Here is a 17358-nt window from a genome sequence, read left to right as displayed (position 1 = left end):
ACAAATATTAAAATGAAAAAAACAATTCTATTTATCGTGCTTTTCCTGACAATTGTCGGAAAATCTTTCGCACAAGATAAAAAATCAAATTCAAAAAAAATGGAAACAATAGAACAAAACGAGCATTATACTTTTCAACTCAGCAATAAAGTAACCCGAAAAGCAGTTACCTTCAAAAACCGTTACGGAATAACGCTTTCCGGAGATTTATATCTTCCCAAAAATGCAGGAAACGAGAAACTGGCAGCCTTGGCCATCAGCGGACCTTTCGGAGCGGTAAAAGAACAATCATCAGGTTTGTATGCCAATCAAATGGCGAAGAGAGGTTTTGCCGTTATCGCTTTTGACCCTTCTTATACAGGTGAGAGCAGTGGAGAGCCAAGAAATTTAGCTTCACCGGAAATTAACACAGAAGATTTCAGCGCTGCAATTGATTTCTTAGGATTACAGAAAAATGTAGACAGAAACAAAATCGGAATCATCGGAATCTGTGGATTTGGAGGTTTTGCTTTGAATGCAACTGCAGCTGATAAACGGGTAAAAGCTGTTGCGACAACAAGTTTGTACGATATGACGAGAGTAATGTCTAGAGGATATAATGATACTGTAACGCCCGAGCAAAGAACCAAAACTTTAGAAGATTTGAGCCAGCAACGTTGGAAAGATGCTGAAGCTGGAAATCCCGCAAAAGGAGCTAGAAACTTACCGGAAAAATTAACAGGAAGCGAATCTCAGTTTGTAAAAGAATATTTCGATTATTACAGAACGCCAAGAGGTTTTCACGAGCGTTCTTTAAACTCAAACGGAGCGTGGTTGCTAACCAATCCGATCTCATTTATGAATATGCCAATTCTAAGTTATGTAAAAGAAATTTCGCCAAGACCAATGTTGTTGATTGCAGGTGAAAATGCACACTCAAGATATTTTTCTGAAGATATTTTTAAGGTAGCCAATGAACCGAAAGAATTAATGATTATTCCCAATGCGGTTCACGTGGATTTGTATGATAAAGTAGATGTGATTCCTTTTGAAAAGTTGGATAATTTCTTTAAAACCAATTTGAAATAATACTTATATGGAAGAAAACAACAATCAAAATTCAAGAAGAAACTTTATTCAGCAGACGGCTTTGGCTGGTGCGGGCTTAATGCTGCTGAATCCTTTCGACATTTTAGCACAAAATAATCAATCAAAAAATAGGAGTAAAAATATAAAATCAAGAGGCTACGCCGGAAAAGGCGAAAACGGAAAACTGGAAAGTTGGAATTTTGAACGCAGAGCCGTGGGAGACAACGATATTTTAATTGAAATTAAATATTCAGGAATCTGTCATTCGGATATCCATACCATCAGAGGGCATTGGGGAAAACAGGTTTATCCTCAGGTTCCGGGTCACGAAATTGCAGGAATTGTAACGGCTGTAGGTAAAAATGTTACCAAATTTAAAGTCGGTGACAAAGCAGGGGTCGGTTGCATGGTCGATAGTTGTATGAAATGTGAAAGCTGTAAAAACGGCGAAGAGCATCATTGTGAAACTACAGGAATGGTGGGGACCTACGGCGCACCGGATAAAACATCGCCTTCCGGAATTACGCAGGGTGGCTATTCCAGCAACATTGTGGTAACAGAATATTTTGCTATTAAAATTCCTGAAAGTATTGACCTGAAATACGCTGCACCATTGCTTTGTGCAGGAATTACCACCTATTCACCTATGATGAAAATCAATTTCAGAAAAGGCGATAAAATTGGCGTGATTGGAATTGGTGGTTTGGGACATCTTGCCGTGAAATTGGCGGTTTCTAAAGGAGCTGAAGTTTACGCTTTTACTACTTCGGCTTCAAAAGTAAACGACATTAAAAGTTTCGGTGCGAAAGAAGTGATCATTGTGAAATCGGCAGAAGATTTAAAGTCTTACAAAGGCAAATTAGATTTTATGATTTCGACGGTTCCCTACGCTTATGATATGTCGCCTTACATCGATTGCGTGAAGAAATACGGTTATTTTACACAGGTCGGACAACCGATTAACGGGGAATTGACGATTAATAATTTCAATATGATTTTCAATCGTGTCAACTTTAACGGTTCGCTGATTGGCGGAATTCCTGAAACTCAGGAAGTGATGGATTACTGTGCAGAAAATAAAATTTACCCACAGATAGAAATCATTAAAGCCAGCGAAATCAACGATGCGTGGGACAAAGTGGTGAATAAAGAAGCGCGTTACCGATATGTGATTGATGCGACAACTTTTTAGGTTCAAATAAAATTTAAAATACAAAATCAAAAATAAAAATGGAAAATCAAGTAATATTCGTAACCGGCGGTGCGATGGGAATGGGAGAAGCTGTTGCGGTTATGGCGGCCGAAAGAGGTGCGAAAGTAGTTGTAGCCGATATTAATGAAGAAGCAGCACAAAAAACAGTAGAAAAAATCAAAGCTATTGGAGGCGAAGCTTCTGCGGTGAAATGCGATGTTTCTTTGGCGAAAGATGTTGAAGCAGCTATCAATTTTGTGGTCGAAAAATATGGGAGACTGGATGCGGCATTCAACAATGCGGGAATTCAGCCGAGACCTTCCAAACTTGCAGATTTACCCGAAGAAGAATATGATAAGGTAATGGGCATCAATCTGAAAGGAACCTTCCTAACGATGAAATATGAGCTTCTGCAAATGCAGAAACAGGGAAGCGGTGCGATTGTCAACAATTCTTCTATCGGCGAACTGATTGCAGGAGCAGGAAGAGCGGCTTATCACGCCACAAAGCACGGTGTTTTAGGACTGACGAAAAGTGCAGCGGTAGAATATGCTTCTGAAGGAATCAGAATCAATGCGGTTTGTCCGGGAACTATAGAAACACCCATGGTTGAAGAAATGTTTTCGTTGGGCGACCTTGACGAAAGTGCTTCTAAAGATTGGGCGCCAATAAAAAGATTAGGCAAAGCGAGCGAAGTGGCAGAAACGGTGCTTTGGCTTTTCAGTCCGGCTTCCAGCTACATTATCGGTCAGCCGATTTCTGTGGATGGCGGAATCAGCATTACATAAAATTAAAGGGTTTGTTTCGGCAAGCCCTTATCTGTTTATCCCTTTAAATCAGTAAAAATGGTAAGTAATTCCGTAATTGATATAACAAAAAATAATCGTATTGTCGGAACTTGTGATAGCGCTGATTTTGAGTAAATTCCATTAAAAACAATGAAACATTTAATCATCATTCTTTTAGCGTTCAGTCCAACGGTAATCGCACAAAATAAAGTAAATTCAAACAAAATAAAATCTAAGAAAATGAATACAGATATTCCTAAAATAAGTGATTTTCCAACAGGTGAAGAAAATACGGCTTACGCACAATATTTTATTGGTAAATCCTATTTGGCGCCTCTTACAAGCAATAAAGAATTAAATGTGCCCGTTTCCAATGTCACATTTGAACCGGGTTGTCGCAACAATTGGCACAGCCACACCGGCGGACAACTTCTGATTGTTGTGGGTGGCGAAGGTTTGTATCAGGAAAGAGGAAAACCTGCCCGTCGTTTAAAAGTGGGTGACATCGTGGAAATTGCTCCGAATGTTGAGCATTGGCACGGTGCGACTGCTGAAAATTGGTTCGCACATTTAGCCACAAACGGTAATCCACAAACTAATCAAAATACCTGGCTGGAAGCTGTCTCTGATGAAGAATTTGCTGAAGCCAACAAAAATTAATTTTCTATGAAGAGCAAAAACAAGTTTCTGCAATGGATGATTCTTTTTGTTCTCACCTTAAGTATGACAAAAATGAATGCACAGCAAAATAAAACCAATCAGAATCTGAATACTAAAGAGCACAATCTGGTAAAGATTTCTTCACTCACGGCAACTGGGAATCTTGAAAATTTGAAAGTTCAGTTGAATGCTGGATTAGATTCGGGTTTGACAATTAATGAAATCGAGGAAGCGTTAGTTCAACTGTATGCGTATTGCGGTTTTCCGAGAAGTCTCAATGCGATTAATACTTTTAAAACCGTTTTAGACGAAAGAAAAGCGAAAGGAATTAATGATATCGAAGGAAAAAAGAATATCACTGAAAATAAGGTTGCCGATAAATATGAACAAGGCAGAAAAACGTTAGAGATATTGACGAACACTCCACAAACCAAACCAGCACCAGGTTTTGGCGAATTTTCTCCAAGAATTGACGCTTTTCTAAAAGAACATTTATTTGCCGATATTTTTGTGAGTGATGTTCTCACTTATCAGCAAAGAGAACTGGTGACGATTTCGGCTTTGGCTTCTTTGGATGGAGTAGAAGGGCAATTGCAGTCGCATATCAATATGGGAAAGAATATGGGAATCACTGAAAATCAATTAGGTGAATTGGCTGATTTGATTCAGGAATTTGTTAATAAATCTCAGGCAAATATGGTTCGGAAAATGATCGGAAAGCCGGTTGTTCCGGTTATCGAAAACGATATGATAGTTCGTATTTCCGAGATTGAAATTGACCCTGAATTTTTAGAAGAATACCATTCGATTCTGAAAGAAGAAACTTCTGCATCAGTTCAACTGGAGAAAGGCGTGATTGCCATTTTTCCGATGTATCAAAAGGAAAATCCGGCTGAGGTAAGGATTGTGGAAATCTATGCGGACAAAGAAGCGTATCAGTTTCATTTGCAGACACCGCATTTTTTGAAGTACAAAACTTCGACCTTAAAAATGGTGAAATCTCTGAAATTAATAGATATGGAAAGTCTGGATAAAGAGATGATGGCTAAGATTTTTGAAAAGATAAATTAGTATTAGACCATATTTCAATGCAGGGTTCGAAAATAAAATATTGTTGTTATGATAAACAAGCTGGTTTGAAAAACCTATGGCAGAAACTCAACCTAAAAATAATATTCCCTCTTCTTTTGCTCCACGTAACCCCTATGAGGGACAGTTAAATTTGTTAAGTATTAGCTCAGGTGGAGCATCTGGAGGTTTAGTTGATTTTTTATTAAAACAAAGTATTAAAAAGACTACAAAGCCTACATATGCACAGATACAAGAGTTTTATAAGAAAATTAAAACTCTCTTTATGGTGATTATCTTATAAATAATGGCTTGAATAAATTTGAATTTGAAGAATTTGTCATACATATAGATAAAAAATATAATTTATCTGAAAAATATTGGAATAATTTTTAAAAAAATGATGATTTGTTAAAAAAAATAAATTAAAAATTGTATTAAAAATAAAAAATAGTATTAAAAAATTATAAATGTTAGAAAAACGGGTATTTTATTTATTAATTTGAAAATAAAATTTGACAATTATTAAAATACCATTTAGATTTGTCTTACTATTAATTATAACATTATTCAAAATAAAAAATGAACAATTTCAAGAAAATGTCAAGAACTGAATTAAAGGATTAAGGTGGACTTAGCTGGTTCAGATGTATGACAAGAGCTTTTCATTGGCCTTGGCAATCTCAATCTACTATGCACCTCAATATTGGGATGCTTGTAGAGCTGCAAGTTCAGTTGATGAATTAAACTAATCCTTGAAAAAATTCAAAACAATTTAGAGGCTGATAACAGCCTCTTTTTTTATAAATAATATGTATATGTTAAATACTTATCTATTAATTCTTTTTTTATTTCCAATTATCATTTTAAGCCAGTCAATAACAACAAAGGTATTAGATTCAGGTAATAAGAGACCTATATCAGAAATTCAGGTGCTTTCAGATTCTGGAAGCCAGATTGGATTTACAGATGAAAATGGAATTTTTACATTTAATCTAAGTGAAGTCACAAAGAATGGAATTAATAATGTTACATTTTATCATCGAAATTATGCTTCACAACAATATTCAATCGATAAAATCCCAATTACAATTTCCTTAGATAAGGTTCACGAGATAGAGCCAATAGTAATATCTGGTAACAAAAAAGGAGACTATTTCGTATTGCATGGCTATTTTAGAAGTTGGAAATTGATAAATAATGAACTTGTTAAATACAATGATGGGTTAATCTCGTATTATATTCCTAATTCTTCAAAAAAAACTACAGAAACAAATATAGAGAATTACAGAACTTTAAAAAAAGATGATTATAAAGATAAAGCAAAAGGAATAATTTCTTTAGGTGATGGATATTTGTATTACAAAATACCTAAAAATGATAAAGCTAATATTTATAACAACAATAAATATTTTAAGCTCGAAAAATTAAATGACAGTACCTCAATATTATACTCTAAAAATAAAAATGATGTTTTTAGTAAAAGAGGGAGAATATTATATGATAAAAACCATTTAATCAAAGAAGTACAAAAAAATATATCTTTTGAAAAAGATGAAGCATTTAAAGTTCTTTTATGGAAAGCAACAGGACAATTTTATAATTTAGAAAAATGGGAAGGTGAAGGAAATTCAAGACATGTTTCTTATGTTTTTGATAGTCAAAAGTGTTTAGTTAAAGATAATATTGAGGAAACAATTAATGAAATATTTATTGATAATGTTAATTTCAACAATGTTACGGTTCCGCAAAAAACAAATACTAAAGTAGATAAGGATAAAAGTTACTATGATACTTTATTTTGGAATGAAAATATTAAAATTCATGCCTTGCCACTCAATATTCAAAATCAAATAAAAAATCTCAAAATGGCACCTAATAACTTAAAAAAATAATTCCTATATGCCCAAAAGATGTTCAAAATATTTTATTCTATTTACAAAACATCAATAGTAACGTAAAAATTAACACTTCTGGATTAAACAAACGTTTAAAAAGCCACTCAAGCTATCCTTCCTTGTTGTCTATTGTTAAGGTTATTAGTGATTTACTTCAGATTACAGCTTCGGGGAGTAAGAGACAAAGCTTTTTCCTCTTCAGACTCGCTCAACTTTTTGCATAGTCCCCAACTTTTGTTCATGATCCAAGAAAATGATGTCAACCGGAATCCTTTTCTTTGACCATGTATATAAAGATTTAAGTAAAGAGGATATTTTCCATCTTTATTTTTATAATCGGTCTTTAAAAAAAATGAGTGTTTCATAGCTTTTATTATTGGAGCATAAAAAGCCGATGAATAAAGTGAGTTTGCAAGCATAGTTAAAAAATTAATTTTAACCGGCCATTTTTGTTACTGAAAAAACATTTAGTGTCAAGCTTAGTGACAAAAAAAGGAATAATAAGCAAAATCTATAGTTTTGGGATTACTCCTTTTTAACCGTAAATGCTTATTATTCCTGTATTTTTGCAATTCTCTTTAAAAAAGTATATTGCGTTTGTGACCAAGACGAGCGTATCTTCAAACACTTTTATAGATGATTTGGTTCGTTTGAGCCAAATTAAACAAGAATTGGCTATTACGAATTAGCATTTGATTTCTTATAGTTGTAGAGTTTTTGTAATATAATCTTAAACATATAAAACAATAGAAGTTGATATAATTGACTTGGTTTTACTTCGATCGTCTTTCACATTTTGACTGAGATTTTAAAAAATATGACTAATATTGATAATGAATTTCTATAATTAAACCGGGTATGTGTCTCATGAAACATTACATAAACCATTTTATTTGCAAAATAAAGAAAGTTTGAAAGTGATAGAATGTAAATTTATATTGATGAGTAAAGAGACACAATATTTTTATTTTCTATTCTTTTTATAAATATTTGAAAGAAAATCAAACCAAATTCACAAAATGGTTGTACCTTATAGAAGATATTGCAGAATGAAAATTAATTTTCGTGTGAATAGTGGCTAATCAATAAAGCATAATTTTTTCTTTACCTTCCGTAATACTTCTACGATAATTATTCACTTTAATTTAAAACTTATGGAAATATTCATTTTTATACTAATTCATTGGTATTCATCTCTTTTTTTTCAGTCGGTTTTTCACCATCGTTATGCTGCGCACAATCTTTTCACAATGTCAAAATTTTGGGAAAAGATGTTTTACCTGGGCTGTTTTTTTACTCAGGGTTCCTCTTACATCAGTGCTTACACGTATGGTCTAATGCACCGTTTGCATCATGCACATACAGATAAAAGCGAAGATCCGCATTCACCTCACAACGATCCTAATCCTTTTGTGATGATGTGGACGACACGAAATAACTATTTTAACCTTTATATAGGAAAAACAGATGCCGCAGAAAAATACAAAAAGAATCTTCCGGAATGGGAGAGGTTTGATAAAATAGCACACAATTATATTACAAGATTTTGTTGGATTGCTGCATATATAATTATTTATGCTTTATTGGCAACAGCTTGGTGGCAATGGCTTTTTTTACCAGTGACTGTAATAATGGGTTCTCTACAGGGAATGGCAGTAAATTGGTGGGCACACAAATTTGGTTATGAAAACTATAAGTTAACAAATACTTCAAAGAATATTTTGCCATTTGATTTTATTTTCTGGGGCGAAGCCTATCACAATAATCATCATAAGCATCCGCATAGACCTAATAATGCAACGAAGTGGTTTGAGTGGGACATGGGATTTCAGACAATGGTTTTTTTGCAGAAACTTAAGATAATCAAAATAAAATATCAATCAACAGATTTTATTTAACCATAATTATTCGATTAAATTTTTCTCTATCTATTCTTGCTTAAAAGGATATTTAATCTGAAAGAAAGATTTTTTAATATTAATTGCGGAAGAGGTATACAGAGGTGATAAATTTACAAAAATAGGGATCTATGAAAGGAAACGAGTATCCTAATTTATATGCAGGATTTTTTGATAAAATAAGAAAGCTCTTCACAGGTTTCGGAGGAATGATTGAAATTTCTAAAATTCAGTGGAAAAGGTTGGAAGATGGACTATTAGAAATAATAAAAGCTTCTTATTTCAGATTGTAGATATAATTTTGTAATTCAGAAATCTTATATCATATCATAGCCATTGTTGTTTTTAATAAAATAATGTTCTATAGTTTGTTTTGCAGAACTGCATAGGTGTATCAATTCTTTGTACGACAGATCTTCATAAATAAAAGCGCTGGAGATATTAATTACATATTCCGTAACAATTTGAATATCTACCATTGTAATTTGCCTCGGATCATCTAAAACATCCAAATTAGATTCCTTATTCAAGAAAGGTATTTTCATGGTGATTGAATCTTTAAATTTATATAAGCGTATAGTATTCATAGGTTTATTTTAATGATTAGGGATTTGAAGAATAATAATTCTGATGAATCTTTCATTAATGCGGTAGCCAATCACCGTGTTTGAAAATTGGAGAAGGATAGCATAGCCGGTATAGAAATAATTTAAAACCGTTTATCAAGGCAATTTTTGGCTGAACATTTTCATGCTATTGATTTTATGAGGTTAAAATTGTTTTTAAATGCTATTAATCTTTCTTCTATCCTTACCATCAATCCATCTTCCTAGCATTATTTGTTCTGAGGGATATTTATCTTTATTCATACTCAAAGCTTTTAATACTACATTCCAAAAACTAAGTCTTTCGCTGGATTCCTCTTTATAGTTTTTTAAAGCCTCAATATATATTCGTTCATACCTTTTAAGTTTATCATTATTTTTGATTTTTGGAATGTTTATAATACTGTTCTGTATGATCTCTGATAGATTATGAGGAGAGTGGGTTTTGATAAAGTTTAGCTCTATTTTGCAAATATTTAAAAGTGAAATCAGAATATGAAAAAACTCATCATACATATTACAAATGTTTGCTCTCCAATATAGTACTTCTTCATTGGGGAGAATTTGATGTCCTAACAGCTCCAGTTTTTCGTAATTGTCTTCAATGGCTTTCACGAAAATTTTATTCTGCTGCCAAAACAAAGAAAAATTAAAGTGGTTTGCTTGTATAGTATTTTCTTTTATGTATTCAATTTGGAGTTTGATATACATAAGATTTTGATTTATCTCATTGATAATGGTTTCCCAAAGAATATGTTGAGTCAATGTACAGTTGGTCTTAAAAACCAATCGGGATTTTTTATTTATTTTTTGCAGCTCTTTTAGTATGCGAAGAATTTCTTCCAGGTCTTTATTTAAGGCGATATTGGTATTTCTGATATAAAGCAATGAGGCAAACTCAGCATGAGAGATTTTATTCAAGCTGTTTTTTTTATTGAGTAGAAGGAATTTAGTTTTTCTTTTATTAAGTGTATGTTTCATTTTAATCATTAAAGGAAGTTATTTATTCTATTGAAATTCTAGACTAAGCCTTGCCATCAGATAACTGACGGTAGATTCTGCACCCTGATTGAGATTTACATTTTTTTCCTCAAGCCCATCATAGCAACCTCCTGTTGCCGGGTTATAAACGATCTGATTCAAATGATTTTTCCCCAAAAACCAGTTGAATGAATTGTACATCATTTGTAAATATTTTTCATTATCGAAAACTTTGTAAAATGCAGATAATGCCAAAACAGTATAAGCAACATCAATAGGCTGTTCTCCGCCAATTGGAGTGTTATTTTCCAGTGTTTTTTTTTGCATCCAGCCTTTATTGGAGATCACTTTTATATTATCATCAATCATAATTTTAGATAACAGAAATTGGAAAGACTCTTCTGCGATTTGTTTGTAAAGCTCATCTTTGGTTGAAATCCACGCACAGAGTAAAGCTTCCGGCAATACACTGTTTCCGTAGGTCAGATAATTCTCAAGCCAATGCCAATCGTCTTTTGCTTCGTGTTGATACATTTTCACTAGACGATTCGCTAATTCTTTTAATAAGGGAAGATTTTTTTCTGAGTTTTGATAATGCAATCCTTTTCTGCCCAGACAAGATTTTTTTGAATGATTTCCTCTGCATTCTCAGACAATTCCTGTGGCAAAATTTCTTTTAATGAAATTAAATAACTTAGAGCCCAGATTGCTCTTCCGTTGGAATCATCCAGATTAGTTTCATAATTCTGCTGTGTAAACTGTTTGTGCTCGTCAACGTAATTCAAGAAACTTCCGTCATTATGCTGGCAAAATTTAATAAAGTTTAAATAAATTGAAATCAATTGCAGATCTGCTTTGTCTTTACTGATTTGAAAATGCTTGCAAATAGCAATTATCGCCCGTGCATTATCCAGCGTATATCCTGAATTAATATCCGGTCTACTGACCTTTGAAAACTGAATCATCCCGAAATCTGTTGTCATAATTTGAATATGCCCAAGATTGATTTCCGGTAGAGTATAATTGAGTTCTGTTCTATTATTTCTGAATTTCTGAAATAATAAAGCGTGTAAAATAGATGAATTTTCCCAAGCTGTCGGAGCCATTTTTTCCAATGCTTTCTGACGTAGATCCTCTCGTTGGCTTTCATTTTCTAATATTGTCCTTACTGCAGCAGACAACTGCTCCGGAGCTTCAAAATCAATAATAATTCCGGTATCTTCCTTTAAAACTTCCAGAGCGTGTGGAATTGGAGTGGAAACAATGGCGCATCCGCAGCTGATTGCATAGGAAAATGTGCCGCTCACTGCCTGATTTCTGTCTTTTGACGTGAAAAGATAAACATCGGTAAGCTGAAGATATTCTAGTAATTCCGGGAGTGGAAGATAATCATTAATAAATCGGATGTTGTTTTCCAGATGAAGCTTACAAGTTAGATCTTCCAAAAAATCACGATATTTTTCGCCTTCGTGCCTTACTATTGCAGGATGTGTTTTGCCAAGAATTAAAAAAATTACATCAGGATTTTTAGCAATGATTTCCGGCAAGGCTTTCAGTGTGGTTTCAATATTTTTTCCCGAACCTAATAATCCGAAAGTTGAAAGAACCTTTTTGTTTTTAAGATTATACTTTTCTTTCAACGCAATTTTATCTGTGAATGTCAAAAGGTGTGTTCCATGGGGTATTACCGTAATTTTATCGAAAGGAATTTCATAATCATTCGAAAGAATTTCCGCAGAAATACTAGTCATTACGACAAGAGATTTTGCAAAATCGGCAATTTCTTTCACCCTTTCCTTTAGCTCTTTATCCGGTTTTGGCAAAACAGTGTGAAAAGTGATGATAACATCTTTTTTTAAGTTCTTGAGAAAAAGATACAAACCATTTCGGGTTTCATTAAAAAAGCAGAATTCCTGCTGAAGCATTACCAACTCAACTGTATCGTTTTTATTGATCTTTGCAGCCAATTCCAAATAAGAAACGGCATCTGAGATGTTTAATTTATACTCGGTAAATTCATTATACTCATAGTTTTCCTCTTCCGTTTCTATCGGGCAAACCATCGCATTGAAAGATTCTCCGAATTTTGAATGAAGAGATCTTATAAGATCATGTGTATAAGTGGGAATTCCACATACTTTTGGAGGAAAAGTGCTTACAAAAACAATGTTGGTTTTATTATAGGTTTTCTGCTTTTTTTCATTATAAGATTGCCTAATTGCTTTATCCTCCACGTCTGAACTAATATTGTTATTCATTTTTAATTTCTTTTAACCGTATTCTGCCTAATCATCTTTATACCGCGTACATCATCAACTCTTTCAATAATTTTGAAATACTAACTGATGCAACAGCAATCCTTTCGTCTGCAGCTCCATAATAGATATACAGTCTGTCATTTTCTACAATGGTTCCTGTCGGGAAACAGACATTGTTGACTTCACCCTTCAGTTCCCATTCTTCTTCGGGTTTGAAAAGCGGATAAGGGAAGTCGGGAAATTTCTTTCTCCGGATTTTCAAGGTTCAATAAAGCTGCACAGGCGTTGTAAACATAACTGTTAACGGTATCATAAACACCGTGATAAATCATCAGCCAGCCATATTCTGTTTCTATTGGTGGACAACCCCCTCCGATATAACTTGATTCGTGATCATATTTCGGAGATAAAAGAATATTGTCTTTAAAATGTAAAAAATAATCTTGCCAGAAATCAGAATTCAGATCTTTCATATTTTTTATGCTGACAATCTGAATTTCAGGTCTTATCCTGTGAATGAAATTAAATTTATCATTTATTTTTCTGGGGAAGAAAATCAGATTTTTATCCCATAAAAAGACGGGGACACTACCAGTATGGCTAATTTGGAATTCGTTGTATCTTCTATATTTATTCGGTATTAAACCCTCTGATTCTGATAAAAGCTTAAACTCTTCATAAGAAATTTTAGGAACAATAATTCCTTCATTTTTCCAGAATTTAAAGTCTTTTGAAGTCGTTAATGTTCCTAAAGCATTGATGCCGTCATAACTGGTGTAAGTAAGATAAAATAAATCATCTATTTTTACAATTCGAGGATCTTCCACACCGTGTTTTTCGTACTCAGATTGAGGAACAATGATGGGTGAATCTGACCGTTTTTCTACCGTAAGCGGTCTGACAATACACAATGCCCGACAGTTGAAAAATTACCCTTAGCCACGGCACGGTAAAATAAATGTATTTTGCTATTTTCCTTAATAACAGCAGGATTCAGAACTCCTTCGTTTTCAAAATTTAAGTGGTTTTTTCTGAGTATAATTCCTTCTTTTTTTATTTCTAGCATTTAGGTTGTTGCGTTGCGACTTTCATTTTCTTTATCTTTCCTTTTGTTTTGTTTGTCTTCCCGCTTCTCTTTTAGTGATTTGGCAGCAGGTGTTTTATCTGTTTTTTTCTTTGTATTCTTTTCTTTTGACATTTTAAAATATTTTTATTCTATGTAAAGGTCATCAATTAAAAAAAGAAAGGTTTGTAATAGTCTTTCAATTTGTTACATAAATCATAGATATTAAAATTTAAAGGACTAACTTTGAAAGAGTGGCTGTCAACATATAGATTGACAAACTCGAAATACGGTAAGGATTATGAAGTTATATATAAAATATATGGTAAGCCTGCGCTGCAAAATGGTGGTACATCAGGAGCTTGAAAAACTGAATATCAGAAATGCCGTTGTAGATCTGGGACTTGTAGAAATATTGGATAATATTACGGATGAACAGCGAAAGTTATTAAAAGAAAATCTCCTTAAAACCGGACTTGAGTTATTGAATGATAAAAAAAGCATTCTAATCGAAAAAATAAAAAATACAGTCACAGAAATGATCCATTATTCCGAATCTCTTCCTAAAGAAAATTTCTCAGATTATATCAGTGAAAAGCTTGGCTACGATTACACTTACCTTGCCAATACATTTTCCGAAGTGAAAGGGATGACTTTACAGCATTTCATCATTATCAATAAAGTGGAAAGGGTTAAAGAGCTCCTTTTGTATGATGAGCTTAATCTTACTGAAATCTCTTATAAACTCAATTACAGCAGTGTTGCGCATCTTTCCAATCAGTTTAAAAAAATAACCGGACTTTCTCCTTCTTTTTATAAGCAACTGAAGCAAAAACGGCTGAAAAATTTAGAAGACTTATAAAACGTATGATATATGCAAATCTACTTTCGAAATGTATAACAGGATAAGATTAAAATAGATCATCTTTGGATTGTAATAATTCTGTTACATACAAATTCGAATTATGAATACAAGTCACAATAAAGCTCATGAGGCTTTTAAAATTACAGGAGATTGGAAAGAACAATCAAAACAATTAAAAGAAAAATTTTCACAGCTTAAAGATTCAGATTTAGCGCTTGAAAAAGGAAAAGAAAATGAATTGCTGGGAAGATTAGAAAATAAACTAAGCAAAAGCCGTGAAGAGGTTATTAAGATTCTTAATAATACTCAACTTTCATAATGAGCATATTAAATCCTGAGAAATAGTACATATGTTTTGACGGATTTAATAGAAAAAGGGACAGGTGCTTTTAAAGCACCTGTCCCTTTTTCTATTAAATCAATGCAGTTATCAGCATACAAATAATTTAAAAGGCACAGTATAGTGATAAAATAAGAATTGCGATTACTAGGTGGGTAGGGGTATATCTTAATTATTATTTCATAAAAAAACAAAAAAACTATATTGATCTTATCTTGTTTTAATTAAATAAACTTTCCAGTTTTCATAAGAATTATAATTATCAAATTTAGTTTTTAAAACATCATGTAGTTTTTAGGATGTATGATATAAAAATTACGTCCTAATGAAGTTGATAAATCCACTTTATGCATCACTATTTCATGACTAGAGAGACGTTTAAAAAGTCTAGAGGGCTTTGTAGCACTGAAAGAGTCAATCAACTGGATATACTAACTTAGCGTCCAGTAGAAGTTAAGCATAAAACCTTAATTTTAACGTATGAAAAAAGAGCGAAAAATATACGATCCAGCTTTTAAAACCAAAGCCGTTCAACTGAGCAATGAGCGAACTAATATCTCGGAACTCGCACGATAACTCGGAATTGCAGTTACACTACTCTATAAATGGCATAAAGAGTACGAAGAGTTTGGAGAAGGCAGTTTTCCGGGGAATGGGAATTTAAAACTAACACCCGAACAGGAAAAAATCCACGAATTAGAGAAAAAGCTTAAGGATGCAGAACTGGAACGTGATATATTAAAAAAAGCAATCGGCATCTTCTCCAAGAGCGGTCGATGAAATATGAATTTATAAAAAATAATGAATCCATATTCCCGATTGAAAAGATGTGTCATGTTTTAAAATTGAGTTCCAGCGGTTATTATAAATGGAAAAACAAACCCTTTAGCAAGAAATTGCTTTTGAAAGAAAAAATAAAAGAGCAGATAACTTCAATTTATTTTTCATCAAAACAACGCTACGGTAGTCCCAGAATTAGGTTTGAATTAAATTCATTAGGATATAAAATATCCCGAATCACTGTTGCGAAATATATGAAGGAGCTGGGTTTGAGAAGTAAGCTAAGTAAGAAATTTAAAGTGACAACCAATTCAAAACACAATTATTTGGTGGTAGAAAACCTGTTGAACCGGAATTTCATTGCAGAGAAACCTGTGCAGGCTTGTGTTTCAGACATTACTTATATTCAGACCAAGGAAGGATTTTTATACCTCACAACAGTCATTGATTTATATGACCGAAAAATAATCGGATGGAGTTTGAGTAATGGGATGAGCACCGAAGAAACAAGCCTTGCAGCTTGGAAAATGGCTGTCAGAAATAGGAAGATAGCAGATGGATTAATTTTCCATTCTGACCGGGGCATTCAATATGCGAGCAGGAAATTCGCAAATACTTTGAAATTTTATGAAGTAACAAGAAGTATGAGTCGCAAAGGAAATTGTTGGGATAATGCGGTGGCTGAGAGCTTTTTCAAATCACTAAAAGCAGAACTCATTTATGGAAACAAGCTTATTACAAAAGAAAAGATGAAACTGGAAATCTTTGAATATATAGAAGTCTGGTACAATAAAAAAAGACGTCACAGCACCCTGAATTATCAAACAATAGAAGAATTTAACAATCAAAACAAAATCTATCAAAATATAGCTTAACTGATACTGGAATTTTTATTTGCATATCCAATCTCTCCATTGAGTTTGAATTTTATAAAAAATGTATTCTCGCGAATATTAATTGTCTTTGTAACCCCTTCTTCTGTGCCCAACTTTTTTAGTACTGCTTCACCTTTCTCCGCATATGAAAAATATTCGTCGCGATAAAATAAAGTGGTAGTAGTTTTCCTTGAATAAACGTAGATCTATTACTATGCTTTACCTGTACGTCTTCAAATTTATCCTAATCCAACAACTGACTTTATTAAAATCAAAGAACAGGAAAATGCTTCTGAGAATTTAACCTATTTGATAATTAATAGTTCAGGAAGGGTGATTCAATCAGGTATTTACAATGATGAGCCTATCAATGTAAAAAAATTGAATTCTGGTTTATACTTCTTAAACTTATCATCAAAACTGAATATAAAAGTATTTTACGGAAAATTTATAAAAAACTAAAAGCCTAATTTTCAAAATAACACCTATATAAAGATATTTTTATTATAAAAGCTTGAATTTAAAAATAGTCTCACAAAACGATCATAAATAAAAATGTCCTCTGTTCAGCTTTAAATAACTGAAGTAGGGGACATTTCTTATTTGCTGTTATAATTTTGATCAGTTATGGCTGTAACAAGCGCGCAAAAAGCTGAACCAGGCGGGCACGCCTCCGGTTAAGTGAGTCTCCAGGGCGATAATTTCACTGGAAATTTCCATCCCTGCCAGAGGTTGTAACTGGACTTTAGCAAGCAGTTCGCTTGTGCCTCGGGCAGTAAGCCAGCGGTAAGGACTAGAGTCGGATAATTCACGTCCTCCTAATGTAATGTGCAGATGCCTGCCGGAAAAATTTATTTCAGAGGTTGCCGCTTCGTCATATAATTTAAAGATAAGGCTGTTGTCTCTGGTAATGCCTGGGCTTCCGATTCCGATATTTTTAAATATAGATCCTTTGAGTGCAGCATAGGAAGTAAAAAGCCCTCCATAGGAGAAACCCCATAACCCCACATTATCCTGCT

21 protein-coding genes and 1 pseudogene are annotated in these 17358 nt (G+C 33.3%); 14 read left to right on the top strand and 8 right to left on the bottom strand.

Going from position 1 to position 17358, the window contains the following annotated elements:
• The first annotated feature begins 12 nt into the window (after positions 1-12).
• The 10 genes from ODZ84_RS05895 to ODZ84_RS05855 all read left to right on the top strand — a co-directional run bounded on the left by ODZ84_RS05895 (position 13) and on the right by ODZ84_RS05855 (position 8865).
• Entirely contained in the window at positions 13-1068 is a 1056-nt protein-coding gene (locus ODZ84_RS05895) for an alpha/beta hydrolase (RefSeq protein WP_266176062.1), read from the top strand.
• Between the two features lie 7 nt (positions 1069-1075).
• Positions 1076-2260, top strand: a complete 1185-nt coding sequence (locus ODZ84_RS05890; RefSeq protein WP_266176061.1) for an NAD(P)-dependent alcohol dehydrogenase — start codon at positions 1076-1078, stop codon at positions 2258-2260.
• 38 nt (positions 2261-2298) lie between these two features.
• On the top strand, positions 2299-3048 hold the full coding sequence (locus ODZ84_RS05885; RefSeq protein WP_266176060.1) for an SDR family NAD(P)-dependent oxidoreductase: 750 nt from the start codon (positions 2299-2301) through the stop codon (positions 3046-3048).
• Between the two features lie 150 nt (positions 3049-3198).
• The gene (locus ODZ84_RS05880) at positions 3199-3708 is read left to right on the top strand and encodes a cupin domain-containing protein (RefSeq protein ID WP_266176059.1); all 510 of its coding nucleotides are present in this window, start codon (positions 3199-3201) and stop codon (positions 3706-3708) included.
• 6 nt (positions 3709-3714) lie between these two features.
• On the top strand, positions 3715-4779 hold the full coding sequence (locus tag ODZ84_RS05875; RefSeq protein WP_266176058.1) for a carboxymuconolactone decarboxylase family protein: 1065 nt from the start codon (positions 3715-3717) through the stop codon (positions 4777-4779).
• 76 nt (positions 4780-4855) lie between these two features.
• The gene (locus ODZ84_RS05870) at positions 4856-5080 is read left to right on the top strand and encodes a hypothetical protein (protein WP_266176057.1); all 225 of its coding nucleotides are present in this window, start codon (positions 4856-4858) and stop codon (positions 5078-5080) included.
• A gap of 278 nt (positions 5081-5358) precedes the next feature.
• Positions 5359-5403, top strand: coding sequence for a bacteriocin-like protein (locus ODZ84_RS23610; RefSeq protein ID WP_408612432.1), 45 nt, complete (start codon positions 5359-5361; stop codon positions 5401-5403).
• A gap of 191 nt (positions 5404-5594) precedes the next feature.
• The gene (locus ODZ84_RS05865) at positions 5595-6671 is read left to right on the top strand and encodes a hypothetical protein (protein WP_266176056.1); all 1077 of its coding nucleotides are present in this window, start codon (positions 5595-5597) and stop codon (positions 6669-6671) included.
• Between the two features lie 1157 nt (positions 6672-7828).
• Positions 7829-8572 (top strand): fatty acid desaturase, encoded by a 744-nt coding sequence (locus tag ODZ84_RS05860; protein WP_266176055.1) that lies wholly within the window; start codon positions 7829-7831, stop codon positions 8570-8572.
• A gap of 131 nt (positions 8573-8703) precedes the next feature.
• On the top strand, positions 8704-8865 hold the full coding sequence (locus ODZ84_RS05855) for a hypothetical protein (protein WP_266176054.1): 162 nt from the start codon (positions 8704-8706) through the stop codon (positions 8863-8865).
• A gap of 24 nt (positions 8866-8889) precedes the next feature.
• On the opposite strand, the gene ODZ84_RS05850 is transcribed toward ODZ84_RS05855, so the two are convergent.
• From ODZ84_RS05850 to ODZ84_RS05820, 7 genes are all read right to left on the bottom strand, one after another.
• Positions 8890-9159: a heme oxygenase gene (locus ODZ84_RS05850; RefSeq protein ID WP_266176053.1), complete on the bottom strand. Its 270-nt coding sequence runs from the start codon at positions 9157-9159 to the stop codon at positions 8890-8892.
• Between the two features lie 195 nt (positions 9160-9354).
• On the bottom strand, positions 9355-10158 hold the full coding sequence (locus ODZ84_RS05845; protein WP_266176052.1) for a hypothetical protein: 804 nt from the start codon (positions 10156-10158) through the stop codon (positions 9355-9357).
• A 27-nt stretch (positions 10159-10185) separates the two neighbouring features.
• Entirely contained in the window at positions 10186-10692 is a 507-nt protein-coding gene (locus tag ODZ84_RS05840; protein WP_266176051.1) for a hypothetical protein, read from the bottom strand.
• 26 nt (positions 10693-10718) lie between these two features.
• Positions 10719-12416 carry a glycosyltransferase gene (locus tag ODZ84_RS05835; RefSeq protein ID WP_266176050.1) on the bottom strand — a complete coding sequence of 566 codons (1698 nt, stop codon included), beginning with the start codon at positions 12414-12416 and terminating at the stop codon, positions 10719-10721.
• Positions 12417-12453: 37 nt separating this feature from the next.
• Positions 12454-12678, bottom strand: a complete 225-nt coding sequence (locus ODZ84_RS23395; RefSeq protein WP_266176049.1) for a glycoside hydrolase family 130 protein — start codon at positions 12676-12678, stop codon at positions 12454-12456.
• Complete coding sequence (locus ODZ84_RS05825) at positions 12599-13327, bottom strand: glycoside hydrolase family 130 protein (RefSeq protein ID WP_266176048.1); 729 nt, start codon at positions 13325-13327, stop codon at positions 12599-12601. Before ODZ84_RS05825 ends, ODZ84_RS23395 begins: the two co-directional genes overlap by 80 nt.
• 155 nt (positions 13328-13482) lie before the next feature.
• Positions 13483-13614 (bottom strand): hypothetical protein, encoded by a 132-nt coding sequence (locus tag ODZ84_RS05820; protein WP_262484501.1) that lies wholly within the window; start codon positions 13612-13614, stop codon positions 13483-13485.
• A gap of 166 nt (positions 13615-13780) precedes the next feature.
• Here ODZ84_RS05820 and ODZ84_RS05815 point away from each other — a divergent pair, with 166 nt between their 5' ends.
• The 4 genes and pseudogenes from ODZ84_RS05815 (at position 13781) to ODZ84_RS23605 (ending at position 16801) form a co-directional block, all read left to right on the top strand.
• Positions 13781-14341: a helix-turn-helix domain-containing protein gene (locus ODZ84_RS05815; RefSeq protein ID WP_266176047.1), complete on the top strand. Its 561-nt coding sequence runs from the start codon at positions 13781-13783 to the stop codon at positions 14339-14341.
• A 103-nt stretch (positions 14342-14444) separates the two neighbouring features.
• The gene (locus ODZ84_RS05810) at positions 14445-14663 is read left to right on the top strand and encodes a CsbD family protein (RefSeq protein WP_266176046.1); all 219 of its coding nucleotides are present in this window, start codon (positions 14445-14447) and stop codon (positions 14661-14663) included.
• A 501-nt stretch (positions 14664-15164) separates the two neighbouring features.
• Positions 15165-16339 (top strand): annotated as a pseudogene (locus ODZ84_RS05805) (IS3 family transposase).
• A gap of 204 nt (positions 16340-16543) precedes the next feature.
• Positions 16544-16801 carry a T9SS type A sorting domain-containing protein gene (locus ODZ84_RS23605; protein ID WP_408612431.1) on the top strand — a complete coding sequence of 86 codons (258 nt, stop codon included), beginning with the start codon at positions 16544-16546 and terminating at the stop codon, positions 16799-16801.
• A gap of 159 nt (positions 16802-16960) precedes the next feature.
• Here ODZ84_RS23605 and ODZ84_RS05800 read toward each other — a convergent pair whose 3' ends face one another.
• Positions 16961-17347 carry a hypothetical protein gene (locus tag ODZ84_RS05800; protein WP_266176045.1) on the bottom strand — a complete coding sequence of 129 codons (387 nt, stop codon included), beginning with the start codon at positions 17345-17347 and terminating at the stop codon, positions 16961-16963.
• Positions 17348-17358 lie beyond the last annotated feature (11 nt).

It is taken from the genome of Chryseobacterium fluminis (assembly GCF_026314945.1).
In the GTDB taxonomy this organism is placed as follows: Bacteria; Bacteroidota; Bacteroidia; order Flavobacteriales; family Weeksellaceae; genus Chryseobacterium; species Chryseobacterium fluminis.
This window is presented reverse-complemented; position numbering and strand designations above follow the sequence as displayed.

Coding starts and splice junctions, on each gene's coding strand:
- ODZ84_RS05840 (WP_266176051.1), bottom strand. CDS start 10,692: ATGTATCAACACGAAGCAAAAGACGATTGGCATTGGCTTGAGAATTAT.
- ODZ84_RS05875 (WP_266176058.1), top strand. CDS start 3,715: ATGAAGAGCAAAAACAAGTTTCTGCAATGGATGATTCTTTTTGTTCTC.
- ODZ84_RS05895 (WP_266176062.1), top strand. CDS start 13: ATGAAAAAAACAATTCTATTTATCGTGCTTTTCCTGACAATTGTCGGA.
- ODZ84_RS05890 (WP_266176061.1), top strand. CDS start 1,076: ATGGAAGAAAACAACAATCAAAATTCAAGAAGAAACTTTATTCAGCAG.
- ODZ84_RS05860 (WP_266176055.1), top strand. CDS start 7,829: ATGGAAATATTCATTTTTATACTAATTCATTGGTATTCATCTCTTTTT.
- ODZ84_RS05810 (WP_266176046.1), top strand. CDS start 14,445: ATGAATACAAGTCACAATAAAGCTCATGAGGCTTTTAAAATTACAGGA.
- ODZ84_RS05850 (WP_266176053.1), bottom strand. CDS start 9,159: ATGAATACTATACGCTTATATAAATTTAAAGATTCAATCACCATGAAA.
- ODZ84_RS05835 (WP_266176050.1), bottom strand. CDS start 12,416: ATGAATAACAATATTAGTTCAGACGTGGAGGATAAAGCAATTAGGCAA.
- ODZ84_RS05820 (WP_262484501.1), bottom strand. CDS start 13,614: ATGTCAAAAGAAAAGAATACAAAGAAAAAAACAGATAAAACACCTGCT.
- ODZ84_RS05815 (WP_266176047.1), top strand. CDS start 13,781: ATGAAGTTATATATAAAATATATGGTAAGCCTGCGCTGCAAAATGGTG.
- ODZ84_RS05865 (WP_266176056.1), top strand. CDS start 5,595: ATGTTAAATACTTATCTATTAATTCTTTTTTTATTTCCAATTATCATT.
- ODZ84_RS05870 (WP_266176057.1), top strand. CDS start 4,856: ATGGCAGAAACTCAACCTAAAAATAATATTCCCTCTTCTTTTGCTCCA.
- ODZ84_RS05885 (WP_266176060.1), top strand. CDS start 2,299: ATGGAAAATCAAGTAATATTCGTAACCGGCGGTGCGATGGGAATGGGA.
- ODZ84_RS05880 (WP_266176059.1), top strand. CDS start 3,199: ATGAAACATTTAATCATCATTCTTTTAGCGTTCAGTCCAACGGTAATC.
- ODZ84_RS05855 (WP_266176054.1), top strand. CDS start 8,704: ATGAAAGGAAACGAGTATCCTAATTTATATGCAGGATTTTTTGATAAA.
- ODZ84_RS05845 (WP_266176052.1), bottom strand. CDS start 10,158: ATGAAACATACACTTAATAAAAGAAAAACTAAATTCCTTCTACTCAAT.